The sequence below is a fragment of the Lysinibacillus capsici genome (assembly GCF_003367505.1).
Classification (GTDB): Bacteria; Bacillota; Bacilli; order Bacillales_A; family Planococcaceae; genus Lysinibacillus; species Lysinibacillus capsici.
Genome location: NZ_PXXX01000011.1, coordinates 215,018 through 236,079, shown reverse-complemented (window position 1 = coordinate 236,079; position 21,062 = coordinate 215,018). Strand labels below are relative to the sequence as shown.

Annotated in this window: 24 protein-coding genes; 18 read left to right on the top strand and 6 right to left on the bottom strand. The window is 36.9% G+C overall.

Annotated features, from left to right (window positions below; translation table 11 throughout):
• Positions 1 to 54: 54 nt before the first annotated feature.
• The gene (locus C7B89_RS10280) at positions 55 to 528 is read left to right on the top strand and encodes a flavin reductase family protein (protein WP_048393159.1); all 474 of its coding nucleotides are present in this window, start codon (positions 55 to 57) and stop codon (positions 526 to 528) included.
• A gap of 170 nt (positions 529 to 698) precedes the next feature.
• A complete protein-coding gene (locus tag C7B89_RS10275; protein WP_115673649.1) occupies positions 699 to 1,241 on the top strand; it encodes a pyridoxamine 5'-phosphate oxidase family protein in 543 nt (180 codons plus the stop codon).
• 486 nt (positions 1,242 to 1,727) lie between these two features.
• On the opposite strand, the gene C7B89_RS23425 is transcribed toward C7B89_RS10275, so the two are convergent.
• Together C7B89_RS23425 and C7B89_RS10265 are read right to left on the bottom strand one after the other, a co-directional pair.
• The gene (locus C7B89_RS23425; RefSeq protein ID WP_279629543.1) at positions 1,728 to 1,850 is read right to left on the bottom strand and encodes an NUDIX hydrolase; all 123 of its coding nucleotides are present in this window, start codon (positions 1,848 to 1,850) and stop codon (positions 1,728 to 1,730) included.
• Between the two features lie 230 nt (positions 1,851 to 2,080).
• The gene (locus tag C7B89_RS10265) at positions 2,081 to 2,857 is read right to left on the bottom strand and encodes a GNAT family N-acetyltransferase (protein WP_115673648.1); all 777 of its coding nucleotides are present in this window, start codon (positions 2,855 to 2,857) and stop codon (positions 2,081 to 2,083) included.
• A 575-nt stretch (positions 2,858 to 3,432) separates the two neighbouring features.
• Here C7B89_RS10265 and C7B89_RS10260 point away from each other — a divergent pair.
• The 9 genes from C7B89_RS10260 (at position 3,433) to C7B89_RS10220 (ending at position 11,842) form a co-directional block, all read left to right on the top strand.
• The gene (locus tag C7B89_RS10260; protein WP_081011023.1) at positions 3,433 to 4,659 is read left to right on the top strand and encodes a benzoate/H(+) symporter BenE family transporter; all 1,227 of its coding nucleotides are present in this window, start codon (positions 3,433 to 3,435) and stop codon (positions 4,657 to 4,659) included.
• A 14-nt stretch (positions 4,660 to 4,673) separates the two neighbouring features.
• Positions 4,674 to 5,975, top strand: coding sequence for a glutamate-1-semialdehyde 2,1-aminomutase (gene hemL, locus C7B89_RS10255; RefSeq protein WP_115673647.1), 1,302 nt, complete (start codon positions 4,674 to 4,676; stop codon positions 5,973 to 5,975).
• A gap of 133 nt (positions 5,976 to 6,108) precedes the next feature.
• Positions 6,109 to 7,548, top strand: coding sequence for a MocR-like pyridoxine biosynthesis transcription factor PdxR (gene pdxR / locus C7B89_RS10250; RefSeq protein WP_115673646.1), 1,440 nt, complete (start codon positions 6,109 to 6,111; stop codon positions 7,546 to 7,548).
• A gap of 40 nt (positions 7,549 to 7,588) precedes the next feature.
• A complete protein-coding gene (locus C7B89_RS10245) occupies positions 7,589 to 7,951 on the top strand; it encodes a hypothetical protein (protein WP_036079224.1) in 363 nt (120 codons plus the stop codon).
• A gap of 163 nt (positions 7,952 to 8,114) precedes the next feature.
• Positions 8,115 to 8,615, top strand: a complete 501-nt coding sequence (locus tag C7B89_RS10240) for a sigma-70 family RNA polymerase sigma factor (RefSeq protein WP_115673645.1) — start codon at positions 8,115 to 8,117, stop codon at positions 8,613 to 8,615.
• The gene (locus C7B89_RS10235; protein ID WP_115673644.1) at positions 8,612 to 9,868 is read left to right on the top strand and encodes a DUF4179 domain-containing protein; all 1,257 of its coding nucleotides are present in this window, start codon (positions 8,612 to 8,614) and stop codon (positions 9,866 to 9,868) included. The genes C7B89_RS10240 and C7B89_RS10235 overlap by 4 nt, the downstream gene beginning before the upstream one ends.
• 278 nt (positions 9,869 to 10,146) lie before the next feature.
• A complete protein-coding gene (locus C7B89_RS10230) occupies positions 10,147 to 10,662 on the top strand; it encodes a hypothetical protein (RefSeq protein WP_054550220.1) in 516 nt (171 codons plus the stop codon).
• Positions 10,663 to 10,720: 58 nt separating this feature from the next.
• The gene (locus C7B89_RS10225; RefSeq protein WP_048393027.1) at positions 10,721 to 11,017 is read left to right on the top strand and encodes a hypothetical protein; all 297 of its coding nucleotides are present in this window, start codon (positions 10,721 to 10,723) and stop codon (positions 11,015 to 11,017) included.
• 72 nt (positions 11,018 to 11,089) lie between these two features.
• Positions 11,090 to 11,842, top strand: coding sequence for an SDR family NAD(P)-dependent oxidoreductase (locus C7B89_RS10220; RefSeq protein ID WP_115673643.1), 753 nt, complete (start codon positions 11,090 to 11,092; stop codon positions 11,840 to 11,842).
• A gap of 126 nt (positions 11,843 to 11,968) precedes the next feature.
• On the opposite strand, the gene C7B89_RS10215 is transcribed toward C7B89_RS10220, so the two are convergent.
• Positions 11,969 to 12,736 (bottom strand): sulfite exporter TauE/SafE family protein, encoded by a 768-nt coding sequence (locus tag C7B89_RS10215; protein WP_115673642.1) that lies wholly within the window; start codon positions 12,734 to 12,736, stop codon positions 11,969 to 11,971.
• Positions 12,737 to 12,840: 104 nt separating this feature from the next.
• On the opposite strand from C7B89_RS10215, the gene C7B89_RS10210 reads away from it, so the two are divergent.
• Positions 12,841 to 13,725: a LysR family transcriptional regulator gene (locus C7B89_RS10210; protein ID WP_115673641.1), complete on the top strand. Its 885-nt coding sequence runs from the start codon at positions 12,841 to 12,843 to the stop codon at positions 13,723 to 13,725.
• 103 nt (positions 13,726 to 13,828) lie between these two features.
• Here the strand turns inward: C7B89_RS10210 and C7B89_RS10205 are convergent, their stop codons facing one another.
• Positions 13,829 to 14,728, bottom strand: a complete 900-nt coding sequence (locus C7B89_RS10205; RefSeq protein ID WP_115673640.1) for a PhzF family phenazine biosynthesis protein — start codon at positions 14,726 to 14,728, stop codon at positions 13,829 to 13,831.
• A gap of 124 nt (positions 14,729 to 14,852) precedes the next feature.
• Here C7B89_RS10205 and C7B89_RS10200 point away from each other — a divergent pair, with 124 nt between their 5' ends.
• Positions 14,853 to 15,734 (top strand): LysR family transcriptional regulator, encoded by an 882-nt coding sequence (locus C7B89_RS10200; RefSeq protein WP_115673639.1) that lies wholly within the window; start codon positions 14,853 to 14,855, stop codon positions 15,732 to 15,734.
• 123 nt (positions 15,735 to 15,857) lie between these two features.
• Here the strand turns inward: C7B89_RS10200 and C7B89_RS10195 are convergent, their stop codons facing one another.
• Positions 15,858 to 16,769 (bottom strand): DNA glycosylase, encoded by a 912-nt coding sequence (locus tag C7B89_RS10195; protein WP_054550214.1) that lies wholly within the window; start codon positions 16,767 to 16,769, stop codon positions 15,858 to 15,860.
• A 161-nt stretch (positions 16,770 to 16,930) separates the two neighbouring features.
• Here C7B89_RS10195 and C7B89_RS10190 point away from each other — a divergent pair, with 161 nt between their 5' ends.
• The 4 genes from C7B89_RS10190 (at position 16,931) to C7B89_RS10175 (ending at position 19,716) form a co-directional block, all read left to right on the top strand.
• Positions 16,931 to 17,644 (top strand): 2OG-Fe(II) oxygenase, encoded by a 714-nt coding sequence (locus tag C7B89_RS10190; RefSeq protein WP_054550213.1) that lies wholly within the window; start codon positions 16,931 to 16,933, stop codon positions 17,642 to 17,644.
• 85 nt (positions 17,645 to 17,729) lie between these two features.
• Positions 17,730 to 18,350, top strand: coding sequence for a bifunctional transcriptional activator/DNA repair enzyme AdaA (locus C7B89_RS10185; RefSeq protein ID WP_054550212.1), 621 nt, complete (start codon positions 17,730 to 17,732; stop codon positions 18,348 to 18,350).
• Positions 18,334 to 18,867, top strand: a complete 534-nt coding sequence (adaB, locus tag C7B89_RS10180) for a methylated-DNA--[protein]-cysteine S-methyltransferase (protein ID WP_054550483.1) — start codon at positions 18,334 to 18,336, stop codon at positions 18,865 to 18,867. The genes C7B89_RS10185 and adaB overlap by 17 nt, the downstream gene beginning before the upstream one ends.
• A 30-nt stretch (positions 18,868 to 18,897) precedes the next feature.
• Positions 18,898 to 19,716 carry an SPL family radical SAM protein gene (locus C7B89_RS10175; RefSeq protein ID WP_054550211.1) on the top strand — a complete coding sequence of 273 codons (819 nt, stop codon included), beginning with the start codon at positions 18,898 to 18,900 and terminating at the stop codon, positions 19,714 to 19,716.
• An 87-nt stretch (positions 19,717 to 19,803) separates the two neighbouring features.
• Here the strand turns inward: C7B89_RS10175 and C7B89_RS23045 are convergent, their stop codons facing one another.
• The gene (locus tag C7B89_RS23045; protein ID WP_016992948.1) at positions 19,804 to 19,953 is read right to left on the bottom strand and encodes a hypothetical protein; all 150 of its coding nucleotides are present in this window, start codon (positions 19,951 to 19,953) and stop codon (positions 19,804 to 19,806) included.
• A 455-nt stretch (positions 19,954 to 20,408) separates the two neighbouring features.
• Between C7B89_RS23045 and C7B89_RS10170 the strand changes: the two genes are divergently transcribed.
• Complete coding sequence (locus tag C7B89_RS10170) at positions 20,409 to 20,858, top strand: GNAT family N-acetyltransferase (RefSeq protein WP_115673638.1); 450 nt, start codon at positions 20,409 to 20,411, stop codon at positions 20,856 to 20,858.
• Positions 20,859 to 21,062 lie beyond the last annotated feature (204 nt).

Genomic DNA, 21,062 nt, shown 5'->3' with positions numbered 1-21,062 from the left:
TATATCGGAATATTCAAATAATAAAATCAGGAATTTTAAGGAGGAAATAACATGATGGATGATAGAACTTTTAGAAATGCAATGGGTAAATTTGCTACAGGGGTAACAGTAATTACGACTGTGATTGAAGGGGAAGCACACGGTATGACAGCAAACGCATTTATGTCCGTTTCGCTTGACCCGAAATTAGTCTTAATATCCATTGGCGAAAAAGCTAGAATGCTAGATAAGATTAATACTTCAGGCAAATTTGCTGTGAATATATTATCAGAGGAACAAAAAGAGCTATCCATGCATTTTGCAGGACAAATTAAAGAAGAACGTGAAGTTGAATTTGACTGGGTAAATGGGCTACCGGTATTAAAAAATGCATTAGCAAATATTGTATGTAATGTTCATAGCAAACAAATTGCAGGAGACCATACACTCTTTATTGGAGAAGTAACCGATATTGAGATGAGCGATGGTTCACCACTTGCGTTCTTTGAAGGCAAATATAGCAAAGTTAGTCAGCCAATAAGCTTATAATTACCTATCTCCTAAAAATAGAACCATCGTTTGAGCATTCTTTGTTGAACGGTGGTTTTGTCTTTGTTTCAAGTTGGAAAATGGATTGCTTAATTGCTGTAGTTATGGACGTTTTTATTCAATCCAAAGGTTGATAAAATCACATCATACTACAAGTAGGAGTGATAACAATGGATAAGGTACGTTATAAAGTCAGAGAAGTGTTGGACAAGAACAAAATTGATGCATTTTTGCAGCAAGCTCGCATTGGGCATTTGGGTATGGTTGATGGTCATTTGCCGTATGTTGTCCCCCTTAATTTTGTGTGGACAAATGGAGTGCTTTATTTCCATGGAGCCACTGGCGGGAGACGAAATCAAGTGATGGAAGAGAATCCAGAGGTTTGCTTTACGGTTTGCGATGAATATGGAACCATTACAAATCCAGTACCTGCAAAAACGGACACGGCTTATATGAGTGTCATGGTTTTTGGCAAGGCTCAGCCTATTTTGGATTTGAATGAAGCGACACACATGTTGCAAGAAATGATAAATAAATATGTACCTGGTTACTATAATCGCCCCTTATCCCAGCAACACGTGGATAAATATCGATCAGCCGTTTTCGGAGGGCCTGTTCAAGTTTACCGTATTGATCCTCAACATATTACCGGGAAAGAAAATCCAATTGCCTTAGGGGAGATGTTCAATATTGAGAAAATCCCACATACATAGTATTGGTTCTAGAAATTGGTAAATCAAATCACAGTAAACTAGAATAAAGATGGATTAAAAAATATCCCTTAATCCTTATCTAATAGCAACATCAAAAACTCCATTTTGAAAAAGATTGATCAAAATGGAGTTACTCTCTTTAGATAAGTATGAGATTTTTATAAAAAAGTTTGAACATTCTTCAGCTATGTTGTTCCAAAATTGCGCCCGTTTGTTGAAGATTTTTTTAAGAGAACTTAGATAATAATTGTTCAATAACTTCTTGGTCTTCTGGATAAGTATGAATTAATCTTGAAATTTCATTACTATTCTTCCACGAAATTTCCTCAATTTCTTCATCAGGATCTTGATATTGAATTTCACCACCAGTAATTTTACATAAAAAGTATTGCGTTGTTACTTTATATTCTTTGATAATTGTTTTTTTGTATGTAATTCTTTAACTATCTTAGCTTCATAACCAGTTTCTTCTGCAATTTCACGTATTCAAGCTTCCTCTGCGGTTTCGCCAACTTCTACTCCCTCTGAAGGAATGCTCCAACTATTTGAATTTTTTGTACGAATCATTAATGACACTATTACCTTTAATAATAATTGCTGATGCACCATTCCAAACCTTATATTGCATAACCTCAATCTCCTGTTTTTTGTTAGTTTCATACAGATTATAACATTAATCTTTTCAAGAAACGTCTCCAAAGCGACGTTTGGTAAACCAGAAAGTTATTCAATAATATAGCCTTTTCATGAATAAAGACGCTTAACTTATTACAGAAAAGCGCCCTTAAACGAAATAACACATGAACTTCTATTTGCTAGTTTTATAATAAGATGCTCTTCTACTTGGTAGAAGGTGACTGGCAGCCATAAGAGTATGCAAGACATAGAAAACCACACTTTTCTAGGATAGGTTCACTCATTGGACTGGCGTCAACAGTAAGGAAAGGATGCCCATTTTCATATGCCTTTTTTGCACGAGTAGCTAAAAGTGCTGTATAGTAACCTTTTCCTCGGAACAACGGTAGCGTTGAACCTCCCCATAAGCTAGCAAAGGAGGAGTTTTTTTCCAAGTACATCCAAGCAGCACTTACCAGCTGACCATCTTCATAAATTCCATAAATGTATAGGGATTCAGGATTATTCTGTTTATCTCTCCAAAGTCTTTTCCCCAGCTCAGCATGCGATACATTCCAGATGGCATCTTCTAGTACAATAATGTCTTGAATGCCTTGTTCATCTGTTATTTCCTTTAAATTGAAGTGTTGGTCATTATTAAGCAAGGGGTGCTGATTATCTAACTTCATGACCATTACTGCTTCAGGATCATCTATTGTGAAATCTTCTTGTTTAAGAATATCTTTCAAATTATCAGGCTTGTCGTAGCTATACACCTTCCACTCAAAATCCTGCTCAATGTTACTAAAATAGTTTAACTCGTTCTTAATAATTTCTCTTACATCACCTTCGTTTACATTAGATGAGATTATGAACCCTTTTTCACCAAATTGTGAAATGTGACGCACAACATGCTCCGTTTCCTCTCTTATGTAACCTTTTACTTGAGCCTCTTGTCGAAGTTCTTTGTGAAATAGTGATATTAATTCATTTTTATCCATGGACACACTCCTATATTTTTCTATTGAATCTTATTTCATTAATTAACTTATTGATTAATACCAATTATTACAAAAGAATACGTTCAACTCAATCTTTTTTATTTGTAAAAAGACGCTTTTCCTAGTTCCACATCTGGCCCGTTTGTTGAACAAAAGAATCCTACATAGCAACACAGGACTTTTAATCAAACTTTAAAATGAATAATCAATCTTTGTTTTAAACGTTCAATTCTTTTTTAAAACTACAATATAAGGATAGTATTTTTTTATTGTACCTAATTTTATGGACTGCTAAAATTCGTAGTTTTGGATGTTTTTTATCAATCCGTATTACGTTATGCTAAGACCGTTCATTTATTAGCAAGGAGGGGAAGTGCTACTGTTTAGTTCAGGTAGATTGACATTTTATCAAATAGCGGCAAGTAAAGCGTTACTTGGAATCATTGCATAAAGAGGGCTAATGACAATAGGAAATTGACATTCCACAAGGGAACAGTCCTTAAAGGACGAGAATACGTGATGAATTTCTAGTATGAAGAAGAGATTAAATAATTTGTAGAAAGGTAGGAAAGTGTATGAACTCAACATACGTTTCACTGAATGTACGGGATTTCCTGTCGCCCACCATCGCTGCTTTTATATCTGTCTTAGTTAACTATGGGGGCACTTTTATCTTGGTGTTTCAGGCTGCCAAGGTTGCCGGTCTAAGTCCAGAAATGACTGCATCATGGATATGGTCGATTTCCATTGGTGTGGGGGTAACGGGTATCTGGCTAAGTTACCGATATCGTGAACCCATTATTACAGCTTGGTCAACACCAGGCGTGGCGTTTCTTGTTTCAGCTTTAGCTGTTACCCCATATGCTGAAGCCATTGGAGCTTATATTATTTCTGCAATAGCATTTGTTTTGTTAGGTTTATCAGGCATGTTCGAACGTTTTGTCCAACTTATTCCTCCAGGTATTGCGTCAGGTCTACTGGCAGGTATTTTATTACAATTTGGTATTTCAGCCTTTGGTGGTGCGAAAGTGGAACCTTTACTTGTCATCGTCCTGTTTACTACGTATATCGTACTAAGAAGGTTTACATCTCGCTATGCAATTGTCGGTATTCTAGTCATTGGCTTGATTTATTTAATAAGTATGGGGCAGGTAGATTTCAGCCATATCGAGTTAGCCTTCGCGTCTCCTGTATTTGTTACGCCAACGTTTTCTCTACATGCATTATTGGGTGTCGCTTTGCCGCTTTTTATTATTACCTTAACAGGACAGTACATGCCAGGCATGTTAGTGTTGCGAAATGATGGATTTAAAACGAGTGCCAATCCGATTTTGATTGTAACAGGATTGGGATCACTCCTGACAGCACCCTTTGGATCGCATGCTTTTAACATAGCAGCAATTACAGCAGCTATCTGTACGGGGAAGGACGCTCATGAGGATTCAAGAAAACGTTATATTGCAGGTATTGTTTGTGGCATTTTTTATATAATTGTCGGAATTTTTGGGGTAACATTGGCTGCATTGTTTTTAATTCTCCCAGCTACGTTCATTGCAACATTAGCGGGATTAGCGTTGCTAGGCACAATTGGTAGTAGCCTTGCCAATGCTTTAACAAATCCTATTGGACGCGAAACAGCACTCATTACTTTTTTGGCAACAGCCGCAAATGTTACTTTACTTGGAGTTGGCGGGGCATTTTGGGGGCTTGTAGCTGGTTTGGGCGCACATTTATTAATGAATGTTCCATTGCTCAGAAAACAGCAAAGTATAAATGAGGGACAACAAATCAGACAAAGATAATATCACTACGAAAGGTGGTTTTTAACATCGATACGACAAAATCAATAGAAGCCTTCGAAATAGCAAAAAAACTTATGCCTGGTGGGGTAAATAGCCCAGTGAGAGCATTTCAATCAGTTGGGATGGAGCCAATTTTTATGAGTCACGGGAAAGGCTCAAACATATATGATATTGATGGCAATCGCTATATAGATTATGTTCTATCTTGGGGGCCATTAATTCATGGACATGCAGATAAGGAAGTTTCAGATGCACTTCTTGAAGCCATCAAGAGGGGGACAAGTTTTGGCTTGCCAACTTTACAAGAAAATAAGCTGGCAACATTAATAGCTACTCGCATACCTTCCATAGAGAAGATTCGAATGGTTAATTCGGGTACAGAAGCGACAATGAGCGCCATTAGACTAGCTAGAGGCTTTACTGGCAAAGACATGATTGTGAAATTTGATGGAAACTATCATGGGCACAGTGATCATCTATTAGTAAAGGCAGGCTCAGGAATTGCTACCTTCAGCCTTCCTGATAGTCTGGGTGTACCTATAGAGATCACTAAGCATACAATCTCCATACCTTATAATAATATCGAAGTCCTGAAAAAGATCTTTGATAAATATGGCTCACAAATAGCAGCAGTCATCGTAGAACCGTTTGCAGGCAATATGGCGGGAATACCAGCTAACCCTGAATTTCTTCAAGCAATACGTTCTTTCACTACAAAGTATGGTGGACTATTTATACTCGATGAGGTCATGACTGGTTTTCGTATAGATTACCACTCTGCTCAAGGGCTTTATAACATAAAACCAGACTTAACATGTTTAGGAAAGATCATTGGTGGAGGGATGCCTGTTGGGGCATATGGTGGAAAAAAAGAAATCATGAATCACATTGCACCTGAAGGTAGTATTTATCAGGCTGGAACCTTATCGGGTAATCCAATCGCTATGGTAGCAGGGTATACCACAATCAATAAATTAAATCATAACAGTTATACGTATATCGAAGCGTTAGCAGAGCGGCTTATTCAAGGCTTATCAAAAGTAGCTCATAACAATCATATTCCACTTAAAACAACGAAAGCTGGGACAATGATTGGCTACGCATTCATCGATCATCCCTTACAAAATTTTGATGATGCTCAAAAAATAGATGCTGAGATGTTTCGCCGTTTTTATAAAGAAATGCTTAAACAGGGTATACTTCTACCTCCTTCTCAATATGAAAGCATATTTATCTCGACTGCTCATTCCATACATGATATTGATAGAACGATTCATGCTGCGGATGTAGCCTTTAAAAGGATGTCGTGTAATTAGATGATGCAAAGTGGACTACAAACATCCTATATCTATAAAATGATCGATTTGATAGTATAATAATTATTGACTGTACAAAATTATTAATTTTCTCATATTTTAACAATCTCTATTCTAACTGGAAGTGAATTGAATGTTACAAGTTAACCGAGACGATAAAAATCCTATATGGCAACAGTTACTTGACCAAGCTATTCATCATATTACAACAGGCAAATGGCCACCAGGGGAGTTACTTCCTCCATCCCGAGAACTCGCCTTATTAGTAGGTGTTTCACGCTCAACCATACAAATTGTTTATGAGGAATTATTTAGTCGAGGATATACTGTGACAAATTGGCGTGGAGGAACAAGAGTAAGTGAATGGGGATTTAAAACCAACTTGGCAGAAGAGGTGATTCCTCAAGGACCATCTACGCCAACATTACCTTTATTAAACGTGGCAGTTGATGAATTAAACAGTTGGTTTAGAGGCAAAGAAAATGGAAACGTCGCAATCGATTTTTGTCCCCATGAGCCGTATTTGGACGAGCATTTCCGAAAAACTTGGCGACAATCGTTTTTACAGGCTTCAGCAGAAACAGATCTGACCAATTGGGGCTATGGCGATGCCTACGGTTTCACACCGCTCCGTGAACAGATTCAACGTTACCTGACATTTGAAAGAGGTGTACATGTAGAGATTGACCAAATCATCTTAACCTCTGGCGCACAGCATAGTATCGATCTGATTGCCCAAGCCCTTCTTAAGGAAGGAGAAACGGTTTCTGTGGAAGATCCAGGCTTTCCTGCAGCCTGGATGACCATGAAATATCGGCGTATGAATGTTGTTGCTGTACCCGTGGATGAGTATGGCGTACAAGTAGAGCAGATTGATCCACAAACCAAGCTTATTTTTGTTACACCTTCTCACCAATGTGCGGTTGGTGTCATAATGTCTGAGCCACGCAAACAACAATTGCTGCAAAAATCCGCGAAAAATCAATTCTGGATTGTAGAAGATGATTATGATGGTGAGTTCAGGTATCGAGGTGGCCCGCTTCCTACCTTGTTTAGCCAACAACCTCACAACACATTATATATGATGAGTTTTTCTAAAATGGTTGCTCCTGGCATACGAATATCGGCTGTTATCGGCCCCAAAGATGCTATTCGCCAGCTTGCGCAAGTACAACAATTAACCTATCGGCATCTTCCCATTATGGAGCAATTAACGCTTGCTCATTTTATTGAGCACGGTCATTTTATGCGTCATATGAGGAGAACCAGAAATGTCTATCGACGTAGACATGAAGCGATGACAAAGGCAATCATGGTGACAGGACTAGCCGAACGTTTCAAGCTAAGTGGCATTGAAACGGGTTTGCATATGCTTCTTGAGGCGGAAGAATCGTTTGATGAAGAAGCAATGACGAACCTCGCACTCGAAAATGGGATACGTGTTTATCCACTGAGCAAGTATTGCTTAGAAAATACTCGAAAAGGATGGGTACTAGGCTTTGCTAAAATTGATGAGCAAGCCATTGAGGAAGGCATTTTTCGTCTTGCAAAGATTCTCTTGCAAGAAACATAATCATTAGCTGGGCAATAAGGGAATTGGGGGTTGCGATACTATGCCATACATTCATGAGTTTGGAATCATTGCTTGTATAGAAAAAGACAAGGAGTATGCTGCTTATGAACCTGAAAAATACAATTGCATCGGTGTAGATGGTGACCTCTTTGATGAACTGCTTTCTAAGGATTTTGGCAAAAAAATACATCACCTCGAAACTTTTGCACACAACACAAATAGGCCATTTAAAAGTCTCGCCTATTGGGGGATAACCTTGATACCACCAAGCTCTCATAAACAATTTTTAAATATGGTGAGTGAAGCCAATGTCGAGTACCAATCTGCAGAACTTGAAGAATTAATCAAAAAAATAGCTGAAGCAATAAAACAAGATAAATGGATGATTCATTATGGTGTTTAATTTTTACCAATACATACAGGTAAGGGGAAGAGGCGATTGTTCAATTAGAGCAATCGCTTCTTACTATTAATGGGGAGATGAATGACAGTTCCCTAAAAAGTTTCAAAAATTTTGAACGAAATGCAACAATGTTGAGTCTAATGAGAGAAGGAGGCGAAAAAGGATGAAATTTGAATTAGAGCAGCGTGCTATACGTGGAGATCAAGAAGCGATACTTTCACTGATTGAAATGGATGAGGATATTTTATATCGCATGGCCTTTACATATATGAAAAATGAGCAAGATGCTATGGACGTGATGCAGGAGCTTGTTTACAAGGCACTCAAAAAAATGCATACCGTTCAACAGCACGAATATGCCAGAACATGGCTTGTGCGCGTCTTAATCAATTGCTGTAAAGACCATTTACGAAAACGTCCGCCGACTGTTCAGATTGAGGAACACCACTTATCTGAATGGGTCATCTACTCAGATATGGAGAGATTATTGGAACATTTATCTTTGTCAGAGCAGCAACTCGTCTATATGAAGTATTTCCAGCAATTGAAAAATAAAGAAATTGCTGAGCTCAATCAAATTCCTGAGGGTACTGTGAAATCGAAGCTTCATCACATTTTAAAGAAGCTTAGAAGCTTTGCTAGAGAAAAGGAGGACTGGCTATGAGTAAACCATTAATTGACGTTCCAAAGGAGAAACTGCAACAAGTTCGCATGAACATGTTGCGAAAGGTTCAACAAGAAAAAAGAAGAAAGAAGCGCATTGTTTCGGTTGCATGCATCTCCATGCTTTGCCTAAGCCTTCTCTTTTCAATTCGCGTCTCGCCAACGATTGCTAGCCAAGTTGCCAAAATACCCGGCTTTCAAGCAATTGTAACAGCGATTGCAATAGATAAAGGAATAAAAGATATTGTAGACCATGAATACTATGAAGAAATCAATGTGACGCAATCTAGAAAAGGTCTAGCACTTACATTGCAGGGCGTGATTGCCGACAATTTAGGATTTGTCCTGTTCTATGACGCTGATGCCTCATTTGATATTTCAAAATTAAACTTAGAGAAAGTTCAATTGTTTCAAGGAGCTGAGGAGATTGAATGCGGCTGTACGTTTACCATGAATGCTAGCAATCAAACATACATCTCTTCATCTGTGAAATATAGTTTTTTAAAGCCTATCGCCTATACTTCCAAGGATTTTAAAGCAGTCTTTCACTTTCAGGATGAAGAGAAAGGTAACATTGTAATATCTTTACCGTTTTCACTGAAAAACGACATCGCAAAGGAGAAAATTTTTACTGCAAATCGTACGATCGATGTCAATGGGCAGAAATTTACGATTACACAAATTCGTCGTTCGCCATTAAAAGTGGCACTCGATATTGAGGTAGCCAAAGATAATACAATGCAACTATTAGCGCTAGATGATGTTGCCATCATGACAGAAAGCGGTGAACGTAGAGAAAGTATTAGAAATGACATTTCAACAGACGGGAATATTCGCGATGGCAAATTTACGCTCTATTTGCAAAGTAATTATTTCGATGATCCAGCGTCATTGACGGTTATGATTGGCGCCGTTCAAGCTGTGCCAAAGGGTGAGGATTTTATCGAAGTTGATTTTGGCACAAAAGAGATACTCACGAAGCCTACTTATTTTAAGGGGGACATTTCAATAGTGCAGCAAAGTGTAGCGGTTAAGATGAAAAAAAATAATGAAGGCAAATTATTAATGCTCTCTGACGCCATAAAAGAAGATGGCACGCCATTAGAATTCAAAAGTTTGACTATTTCTCGAGACGAGCAGTATGTAGTGGAGACATCACAATTTGAAGAATATAATGGAAAAGCTAAGCTATATTTAAACTATTACCCTAATCCGATTGGTGAAAATATTGAAGTAAACATTCCATTGCAATAAAATGCAGCAGCTGTTCAAAAAGACGAACCTTTTTGAATAGCTGTTTTGCTATTTTGACTGCAAGGGTTGGGGGCTTCTTTTCTGAACAACTTGATAGATGATAGATTAAAGTGACACTTGATTTAGTCAAAACAGGGGTAACGATATGTTTAGATTCGAAGCGGTTATCTTTTCTAGAATTAGTTACATAGCTAGCTCTTTTTTCTTTTTGAACTTACAATGGTTGTAGAGCGATGATGGTATAATTTAAGTAAACTTACTTTAAACGGAGGTGGAAAATGGACTCTTTAGAATTAAACAAATCAAAATATACGGTCTCTAATATAAAAGACATTTTGCAGAATAAGCTTATTCTTGCAAAACCGTTGACTAAAGATGACATCAAAGAATTAAACCTAGTCAATCCCCCTGTATACAATAAAGAAAAGTATCTTATTCAGGAACAGTGGTTATACAGCATGAATATTGGGGAATGGGAGGATGTAGAGATTATTATCCAAGGAAATAATGAAAATCCTGAGGTGAGAATAATCGAACTAGCAGAAAGAATTTTCGATGAACTCCATTTACATATAAGCCGCGCATTGGCGTATTTACATAAGTTTTTTCCTAATCAAGAAATAAACAGTTATTATTTATCCACAATAAGCTTTGGAAATATGGCTAACTTCGATAGTTATATCTTTTCAGGCTTTAGTTTAGCTTTTATTTATGAGGGTCACTTTGAGTTTCAGTATAAAGTGAAATTTAAAGAAAATGGTTGGCCTATTGGTTTTGAGGGTGGACCACTTTAATTCAAGGGGGAAGAAATAGTTATCCCATGACAAAATCGTTTTGAAAAGAGGGAGTTGAATGGAAGGTTTTTTCTTCATACTGATAGGCTTTTTAATTGTTGTTGCAAATGTGATTGGGTTTGTATTCTACAAAAAAAAGAAAAATCTATATAATGCTGCTTTTATCATTTTACTACTGGCAGGTGTGTTTGGTGGACTAGGAAGTGTATTAGCACTAATTATTATTCGTGATCCCTTTGCGTTATTCTATGGATTGAACATTGCCTATTACTTACTCATTAATAGTTTGATTGTATTTATTCTGGCGATTTTAGTTACGATCATTAAAAAATATACTAGTAGTAGAACCATATAATTAACTATCGTGGTGCGTGAGCATTAGTTGTTTATGAACGAATTACTATTAAAAACGTTAGGGGGGGACGCTATGCATAACTTGTCAGGAAAGGTTATTCTTATCACAGGTGCAAGCTCTGGGATTGGATTTGCCACGGCTGAGCTAGTGGCAAAACACGGGGCTAAAGTAATTATCAATTATCATACAAATGTGGAAGGTGCCAACGAAGCTGTCCAACGAATTCAAGAACAAGGTGGAGACGCCATTGCTATTCAAGCTAATATTGTGAATAAAGAAGAAGTGAACGCAATGATTGAGCAGGCTATTTCTACATTCGGCACGATTGATGTTTTAGTGAATAACGCTGGAGGCGGCATCCGTCAAAGTACTTTTATGGAGATGAGTGAAGAGCTATGGGAAGAAACGTTCAAGCTAAATGTCAATAGTGTGCTCTTATGCTCTCAAGCTGTATTAAGACATATGATTCCGAAGAAATGCGGAAAAATTATTAATGTCTCTTCTGCAGCTGCACGTATTGGTGGGGCAGGGGAAAGTATTCATTATGCATCTGCTAAGGGAGCTATCAATACAATGACGATTGGTATGTCCAGAGAATTAATTGAATATGGAATTATCGTGAACGGGGTAGCGCCTGGAATGGTAGAGACACCCTTTCACGATAAATTTGCTCCTGGCGACAATCGGCTAGAACGGATGGCTTCCGCTGTACCAATTAAACGAGCTGCAGCGCCTAAAGAGATAGCAGAAGTAATTGCCTTCCTTTCTTCTGATGCCTCAAATTACATCCTTGGAGAAATTATACATGTGAGTGGCGGTAGATAAATAAAAAATAGGCAAATTATTATTGTGTTCCTCTATTATACTAACAGTCGTAAATTTCGGATTCTAAACAAGCTCCACCTTAGATGTCCTTAAATTTGGGGGCAAAAAAGGTAGGACTTGTTTCGTTTATTTTATTAAATCCGACACTACTTGAACAATTAAGAACAAAAAAATGATTGGTAAAATAATTTGAATCCATTTTGTTTGGATATACGGAACGATCTTTAAACCAAAGAAAGAGCCAGCAATAGAGCCAAGTGAAACAGGGATAGCAATTCCCCAATTAAAAATGCCAGTAAAGTAATAAAAGAGAAAAGCACCTGTACAGCTTGATAACGAGAGCATTCTTGTTAACTCGACTGCTTTTAAATAATGGTATTGTTTTTTCAAGAAATAGGTTATATTCATTAGAGCTGAGCCTGGTCCAAAACCACCGTCATATATGGAAATTGCAAATGGAATAAGCTTGTTCAAGGGTTGTTCCTCTGTTTCTTTTACATCTTTGACAATCCATTTATTACTGCAAAGGACAATCAGAAATGCAAAAATTAAGCTTATACAAGCGACGACATTCATGATTTGTTCCGATAAGAGGATTGCGAATAATGCCCCAAATACTCCACCTATACTAGCAACAAACATGAAAGAAAAATACTTTTTTACAGATAAATGTCCTTTTATGACAAATGAAACAACATTTGATAGGGCTGATAAGCCTGTCGCAAATTTATTAATGGCAACGGTTGTATGAATTGGAATGCCTACGAGCAACAATGAAGGCATCAAAATAAAGCCTGCTGCACCAAAAAGAACGCCTATTATGGCTGCGAGTAAACCAATTGTAAATAAAATAACTCCTTTTACTGTTAACCATTCATGTAGTAAAATTTCCATTCAATCACCTCTATACTTAAATTACTGGTAAACTATACATAAAACAAATATATAATTATTGCTTATTCATAAATATTATTTATGGATAGAAAGGTTGGAATGGAATGAATTTACATGCATTGAGGATCTTTACGAATGTAGCCAAGCTTGGGGGAATTACTGCAGCGGCGAATAGTATGCTACTAAGTCAACCTGCTGTTACCATACAAATTCGAAAATTAGAGAATGAAATAGGGGCAAAATTGATTGAAGGTAAAGGGCGTGGAATTCAATTAACGCCAGAGGGGAAGTTTTTATACGAGCAAGGCATGCGTTTATTTTACTTAGAAGCACAAATCGATGAGAAGCTTGGTAAGTTTTTAGCAAAGGAAGACAAAATACATATTGCGTCCTCTTACATCCCTATTAATTATATACTTCCGCCTATCATCGCTAAATACAAGCTTGCGCATCCTCAAATTGAATTTTTTGTATCGTTAGGCAATGTTCAATCTGTGGAGGAGCAAGTTCTGAATTATGAAGTAGATTTTGGCTTTGTCGTTCAAAGTAAATTTGGTCATGAAGATTTACAATTTGAAAAGGTGTTGGATATCCCGTTTTGGTTTATAGTCCATCCTTCACATCCTCTATCAAATCAAACTGTCTCCATCTATGAATTATCGAACGAGGACTTTATTTATCGGGAACATGGTAGCTCGACACTCGATTTATTGGAGTCCATTTTTTACACATTTAATGCGCCATTACCTAAATTAGGGCTTCAAATGCAGGGCTTACACGAATCCATAAAAGTAGTGGAAGCGGGGTACGGCATGACTTTAGCTCCGTCCTATAGTGTAGATGAAAGTATAGCAAACGGGAAACTTGCTCAAGTGTATGTTGAGCAGGCAGCTATTCAGCAAAGTTTATTTATTTGCTCTCGAAAAACCGATCTCATGGAGCAACCATTTTTGCAATACTTAAAAACGCATTTAAATGCATTAAACTAACCACTTTATTTGCCATAAATAAAACTTCTCTAAATTTAAGTGAAGAATTTAGAGAAGTTTATTTTATGATGATAATTAACACAGAAAATTCAGAAAAAAAGTATTATAAAAGTATTTTTCCTTCTATTGAAACAACTGCTGCTCCTGCTACTTCAATAACAGCATTCTCCCCATCAGGAGTGATCGTGACATAAAGAGTCCCAGGTCTATTAATCGTATGTCCTTGCCCAATTACTAATTGATGTTTTTCTTGTGGAGCTAGTATATTTTCTAGATATAAATAACCACCTAATGCACCGTTTGCTGCCCCTGTAACTGGATCTTCATCAATCCCTATATTTGGGCAAAAATCTCTTGTATAAATATCAAATTCCCCATTGGTGTCAAAGGTAAAGAGGTGAGTGGTTGATATGTTAAAATGATTGTTCATCTTTTTAAGCTCATTTAATTTAGGTTCTGCTTGATCAATTGCTTGACGTGTTTTAACGGGAACCATAAGATGTGGGACACCTGTGTTCGCTATTTTTATCGGGTATCGATCATCAATGTCCGTTTCCTCTAAACCCACAAGGTCCGCAACGACTTCAGGGCTAATGTCTATACTTTTTACATGGGGACGTACTTGAGTCATGGACACGCTCTTTAAGTGATTGTTTTCCGTAATCCATTTTACAGGAATTAGTCCAATGTTTGATTCAAAGATTATTTTCTCGTCCTTATCAATCCAATTGTACTTATTAGCCATTAACCATGCTGTACCTAACGTAGCGTGACCGCAAAAGTCAACTTCTTTTGTAGGAGTAAAATATTTTATTTGATAATCTGCATTGTCATTTGTTGATGGTAAAAGAAAGGCCGTTTCCGAAAGGTTTAATTCATTGGCTATGTTTAGCATTTCCTCATCTGTTAAATTTTCTGCATGAGGTATGACGCCAGCTGGATTTCCTCCAAACGTTTCTGTTGTGAATGCATCCACATAAAAAAACTCTACCATTTTCTTCATTGCTATCTCCTCCTTCATTCTACGATTATTGTAGTATGATAGAATTGATAAGTAAAATTCATGTTTTTGATTATCAACATGAGGAAGTCGAATGGAAAGTTAAATCTTATACGGAGGTTAGCTTGTGAACCTTTTGCAAATAGAAATATTCGTCAAAGTAGTCGATATTGGGAATTTCACAAAAGCAGGAGAAATATTGGCGATGACACAATCGGGCATAAGCCATAATATCGCTTCATTAGAGTCAGAACTCGGTATTAAACTTTTGAATAGAGGAAGAAATGGCATCTCGTTAACAGATAGTGGAGAACGTATCATCAACAATATGAGAAATATCTTATCCGAAGCAGAAAGCATTAAACAAGAAGCCGCTTCTATTTTAGGAATACAAAACGGAAAAATAAATATTGGCAGCTTTTCAAGTTTTGCCTCCAAAGTGTTGCCAACGATCATATCACAGTTTAAAGGAGAGTTTAAGGGAATTGAAATAAACTTTTATGAGGGGAGCTATGACCAAATTACACGTTGGGTAGAAGAGGGGAAAGTGGATATAGGTTTTACATCTTTAAGTAACCCTATGGATCATTTGGAGGCTACCACCATAGTAAGAGATAGATTAGTAGCAATCGTACCGATTCATCATCATCTTGCCATCAATGAACAAGTAAAGGCGGAAGAACTTCAAGGGGAGGCTTTTATTATGCCTCAGCTAGGATGTGAAGTGAGTGTTAAGAAGTTTTTACAGGAACAAGAGGTATCCCCAAACATAGAGTTTAATGTGGAAGAAAATCAAACAATCATTGCAATGGTACGTGAAGGATTAGGCATTACAATCATACCAGAACTAGCTTTACCCTATAATTTAGCAGGTACCATTGTAAAACCTCTCTTACCCGAACCTTTCCGAGAAATAAGCATTATTACTCGCTCAAAGAAGCAACCCCTTCCCGCTGTCAAAGAGTTTATAAAAACAACCATGGATTGTATTAAAGAATTACAGCTATAAGAATTCTGTGTCCATTGCGATTGTTCATCATCATTGTGCTTTTGTAGAAGCATAAAACATACCTACGTAAGAGCATGTTTTGGTTCATTTTTTCAAAACATGCTCAAATCAAGGTGATGATATTTAGTAAAGAACACGCCATAAATAGAAGGTAGCGTAGGATTCCCAGTTTTTCCATGGTATCGAGAGCGCTAAAATTTCCTCTTTCGTAGGCTTTTGGTTCATATTACGTAATGTTTTTATTGAATTAATCAGACCTACATCATCGATTGGAAAAGCTGTCTGAAACCGTAGGCAGCGCATTAGCACGTAATTGGCTGTCCAAGGTCCGATTCCTCGTATTTTGATTAAGCTTTTTTCTGCCTCTTTAAAATTCATTTTCATTAATTGTTCCTTCGATAATTCTCCGCATGCCATTAATCTTGCAATGCCAATGATATATTCACTTTTTTTAACCGTCATTTTAATAGCTGCTAGGTCAGTAGGTTCTAACTGTGCAATTCGTTCGTATGGAGGGAATACCCAATACTTTTTACCATTCCATTCGATAGAATCGCCAAAGCTTTCTACAAATTGTCTCTTTAAAGAGTAGGCAAAGGCAAGGTTGATTTGTTGCCCTAAAACGCCCCAGCATAACGCTTCAAATAAATCGGGAATGCCGATAACTCGTAATCCATAGAATTTTTGGGCAGGTATTTTAAGTAATGGATCTGTATTTGCCATTTCATAAAATGGCGTTAAATCGTTATCAAGATCAAACCATTCAATTATATATGTTGCAATTTTTTCCCGCTCCCTCTTTTCAATAGGCCTAGAACCATTTAGGAATTGAACAACCATTTGTTGATTATCGATTACGCTTATCTGTACTAAAGACTGCATTTCTCCAATGGCTATCACTTTTGTGATGATATTGTTCTCTATTTCATACAGGCATTCATTTTTTTCTCTTGTTAAATAGCCTAGATTTGCATTCATATCAAAATTTGCTGGTAAGGTAATGATCATCACATCGTCAACGTCATGCCATATCACTTTTTCATTCTCCTTTTCAACTACACAGTTTGTTAGTTTACTTTATCATAAAAGTAGCTTTACTCATTTTGTTATCTTGCTATTCCATTCTAAACGCCTTATTTTTTTCTATTGATGAGGTTATAGTGTTAGTTATTAAGAAGGCTAAGGAGGGAATAAAAATGGTCCAAGATATTCAAACACGTGTTGGCAGCTTGGAGTGGGATTCCATTCAACATGAACTAGATAAGCAAGGATTTGCAAAGCTTCCAGTAATTTTAACAAAAGAGGAATGTGAATTCTTAATAGGGTTGTATAGTACAGAAGAGCCATATAGAACGACCATTAATATGACCAGGTATCGCTTTGGGGAGGGGGAATACAAATATTTTTCCTATCCATTGCCTGAAATTATCCAAAGTTTAAGAGAGTCCTTTTATCAAGAATTGGCCAAAACAGCTAATCGATGGTTAGGTTATTTAAAGAAAACAGTACATTTTCCAGCTCAGCTTCAAGATTTTTTGAACACTTGTGAAGAATTTGAACAAACTAGACCGACACCGTTACTCTTAAAGTATGAAACAGGTGGCTTTAATTGTTTGCATCAAGATTTATATGGCGATGTGTTTTTCCCGTTTCAAGTAGTATTTGTATTAAATCAACGCGAACAAGACTTTTTTGGTGGAGAATCCCTCCTAGTGGAACAAATTCCACGTGCTCAGAGTAGGGGACATGTCATTACGTTAGATCAAGGCAGTGCGCTCATCTTTCCTACAAACCATAGACCTGTTCTAGGGAAAAGGGGATATTATAAACATACGGTTCGTCATGGAGTAAGTACGATTACTGCTGGAGAACGATACGGTCTTGGCATCATTTTTCACGATTCTAAATAAAAAAACTTCAATATCTTGCTATTCCATATCTAGAATTGTACATTGTGAATTTTTAGGGAGTATATTGTAAGGAGAGGTGAGATAAATGCTGGATCCTATGAATGATGAAAATGATATTTTAAATAATGTAGAAATGATGACAGATGAAAAATGGCAAGCCATTATCACGAATGATACAGCGTACAACAATCAATTTTTTTATGCTGTCAAGTCAACGGGGATATTCTGTAAACCATCCTGTAAGTCTCGCGTTCCGAAAAAAGAGAATGTATGTATTTTTGCAACAGCAGAACAAGCACTTCACGCAAATTTTCGCCCTTGTAAACGTTGCAAGCCTACTAATGAAAATTTGCCTGATAGCGAGTGGGTTGATATTATCACAGCATACATTGATCAAAATTTCGCTGAAAAATTAACGCTCGAATCATTAGCAATGATTTGTCATGGGAGTCCCTATCATATGCATCGAACATTTAAAAAGATAAAAGGCTTGACGCCCATTGAGTATATACAACAAGTTCGCGTACACGCGGCTAAAAAGTATTTGATTGAGACGAATAAAGCAATAGGCGATATTGCCCTATGTGTGGGTATGGCGAATGCGCCTTATTTTATTACTTTATTTAAAAAGAAAACAGGTCAGACCCCAGCGCAATTTCGTCAAATGAGAAAAATGGAGGAAATGAATGATGGAAATAAAAAATAAACCAACCCTTTTTTGGTCTTTACTCAAGTTTGAGGATTGGCATTTTTATATTGCTGCTACCTCCAAGGGCCTTGTGTTTGTTGGTTCACAGAACAAACCAATCGAGGAAATGTTTGAATGGGCGAAGAAACGCTTTCCAGGAAGTCCTTTTGTTGAAGATGAGGAAAAGCTTGAACCCTATGTCAATGAAATCATTCAGTATCTAGCAGGAAAGAGGCAAACCTTTACTATCCCATTTGAGTACGTAGGTACGCCATTTCAGCTAGCAGTCTGGCAAGCACTTTGTGAAATTCCTTATGGGCAGACGAAATCCTATTCAGACATTGCCCATGCTATCAATAAACCAGCAGCTGTTCGTGCTGTTGGAGCGGCTATTGGGGCTAATCCAGTGTTACTTACTGTACCGTGCCATCGTGTAACAGGAAAGAATGGCTCTTTAACAGGCTATCGGGGCGGATTAGCAATGAAGAAATTGCTCTTGGAACTTGAAAAGCGAGGTTCATCTAGCAATGCGTAATACTTGCTTTACATGGAATGGAGGTTTCGTATGAAAAGCGAATTATTCTATAAGCATCCAAAAACCATTTTGAATAAAGGAACTGGCTTTCTTTCTGGCTATACGCATTCGCTCAATCCTTATACAGGCTGTTCATTTGGATGTTCTTATTGCTATGTACGTCAAATGCCTGTATCTCTTTTTCGAGAAGGAGAATGGGGTAGTTGGGTCGATGTTAAAAACGGTGCGGCGAATGTATTAAAAAAGGAGCTTCATCGTGCTAAAGCCAAAGGGCCTGTAACCATTTTTATGTCCTCAAGTACAGACCCGTATCAGCCAATAGAGCATAAGGAAAAAGTGACGCGATCTTTACTAGAGGTTATGCTAGAGGATCCCCCTGATTTCTTATTTGTACAGACGAGAAGTCCACTTGTCAGTCGAGATATTGATTTGCTGCGACAATTTAAAGAAAAAGTGCGGGTAAGTATGACAATTGAGACAGATTCGGAAACGATACGTAAACATTTTACGCCAATGGCACCTCCAATCCAAGCGCGTTTTAAGACATTGGAAAAATTAGCAGCTGCGGACATACCGACCCAAGTTGCTATCGCTCCCATTTTACCAAGTGGAGAATATTTTCCTTTGAAATTGAAGCAACTCGTCGATCGGATATGTATAGATGACTACTTCATGGGAGATGGCAGTGGTGGAAAACGCACAAGAAAACTTGAGATTGAGAAAAAATATGACCAACTTGGTTTAGAAGAATGGTATGGACCAGATGTAATAAAAAAAGTATACAACCGATTTATTGAAATCTTTCCAGAAAATCATGTTTATATAAGTCAGGCTGGGTTTGAGCCGTAAAATGCTGTAATAGATGGATTATAAAAATAGCCCCAATACCCATCTTTACTGAAGTGAGTATTAGGGTTTCTTCACATGATAGTATGATTAACGTTTGTTTTCATTTTGAATTTGACTGAAATCTACTTCTTCAGCAAACTCTTCTCTGTTTTTACGCTCATTGTTAGCATTTTGATTTTGATTCTGCTGTTTTTTGTTGTCTTGCGTTTTATTATTTTTATGTTTATTATTTCCCATTTTCATCTCACCTCCACCATTAGTGTGAGTGGAAGATGTTTTTTTATCCGTAGAACTTACATTTAATTCTTCAAGTAATGTGCTTTACTTTATTAAGGAGTATAGTATGAATGAAAATTATCCAAATTTAATTCTACGGTTCAAACTAGGGTAGGAAGTAATTGATAATGATAGCAGGTGGTTTATAAAAGGGCTATCACGCTGTTTGAATTACGACATTGACAAGACGAGAAAATAATTATTGTAGTCGATTAAAAATTGAAGCATACAGGAATGTCTTATATTTTTCCAGAAGATGTGAGGAAATACAAACTACATAGGTTTAGTCTTGAATGTAAAATATTTGATTTAAAGTATATTGCATTGCTAAAGTCGTATGCAATCAGGATTTAGGAATCCAACCAAGTATTTTTCATAAGATCTATTTTTTACATTATGCTTAAGGAGGCATCGTAGTGAACCAACACAAAATAATTATTACGCAATATACCCACCAATACGCTGAACAAACAGTTGCTATGTGGCGAGATAGTAAGGAACAGGCGATTGGTCAAAAAGAAATTCATACCTTTGAAAGTCATGTATATTTCTTAAATCATCTATTAGCTGAGCAGTTTCACATCGATTTAGCGTTAATGGATGAAAAAGTAGTTGGCATGATTGCCTATAACGAAGAAGAAATAAGCCAACTATATATTCATATTGACTATCAAGGGATGGGCATAGGTCATACATTACTAGATAAAGTAAAAGCACAATCAAAAGGGCGATTAACTTTATACACATTTGAGGTTAATGAAAATGCCCAACGATTTTATGAAAAACATGGATTTAAAATCATAGGGAGAGGACATGAAAATGAAGAAAATTTAGCTGATATTCAATATGAATGGATAGCCAAATAAAAAATTTCACTAACGAGCTACTAAAAAGCGTTGTACATTTTGTATATACGCTTTTTTGTTTTTGATAAGATCTAAAAATGATGAAGAGGCAAACAATTTCCTTAACAGCTAAGATCACTCGAATGAGTAGTAGTCGAGCTTAGTTGCTTTTAATGCTCTTAAGAAGTTAATCAGTATCATCTGGTATAATAGAAAATAGATTTT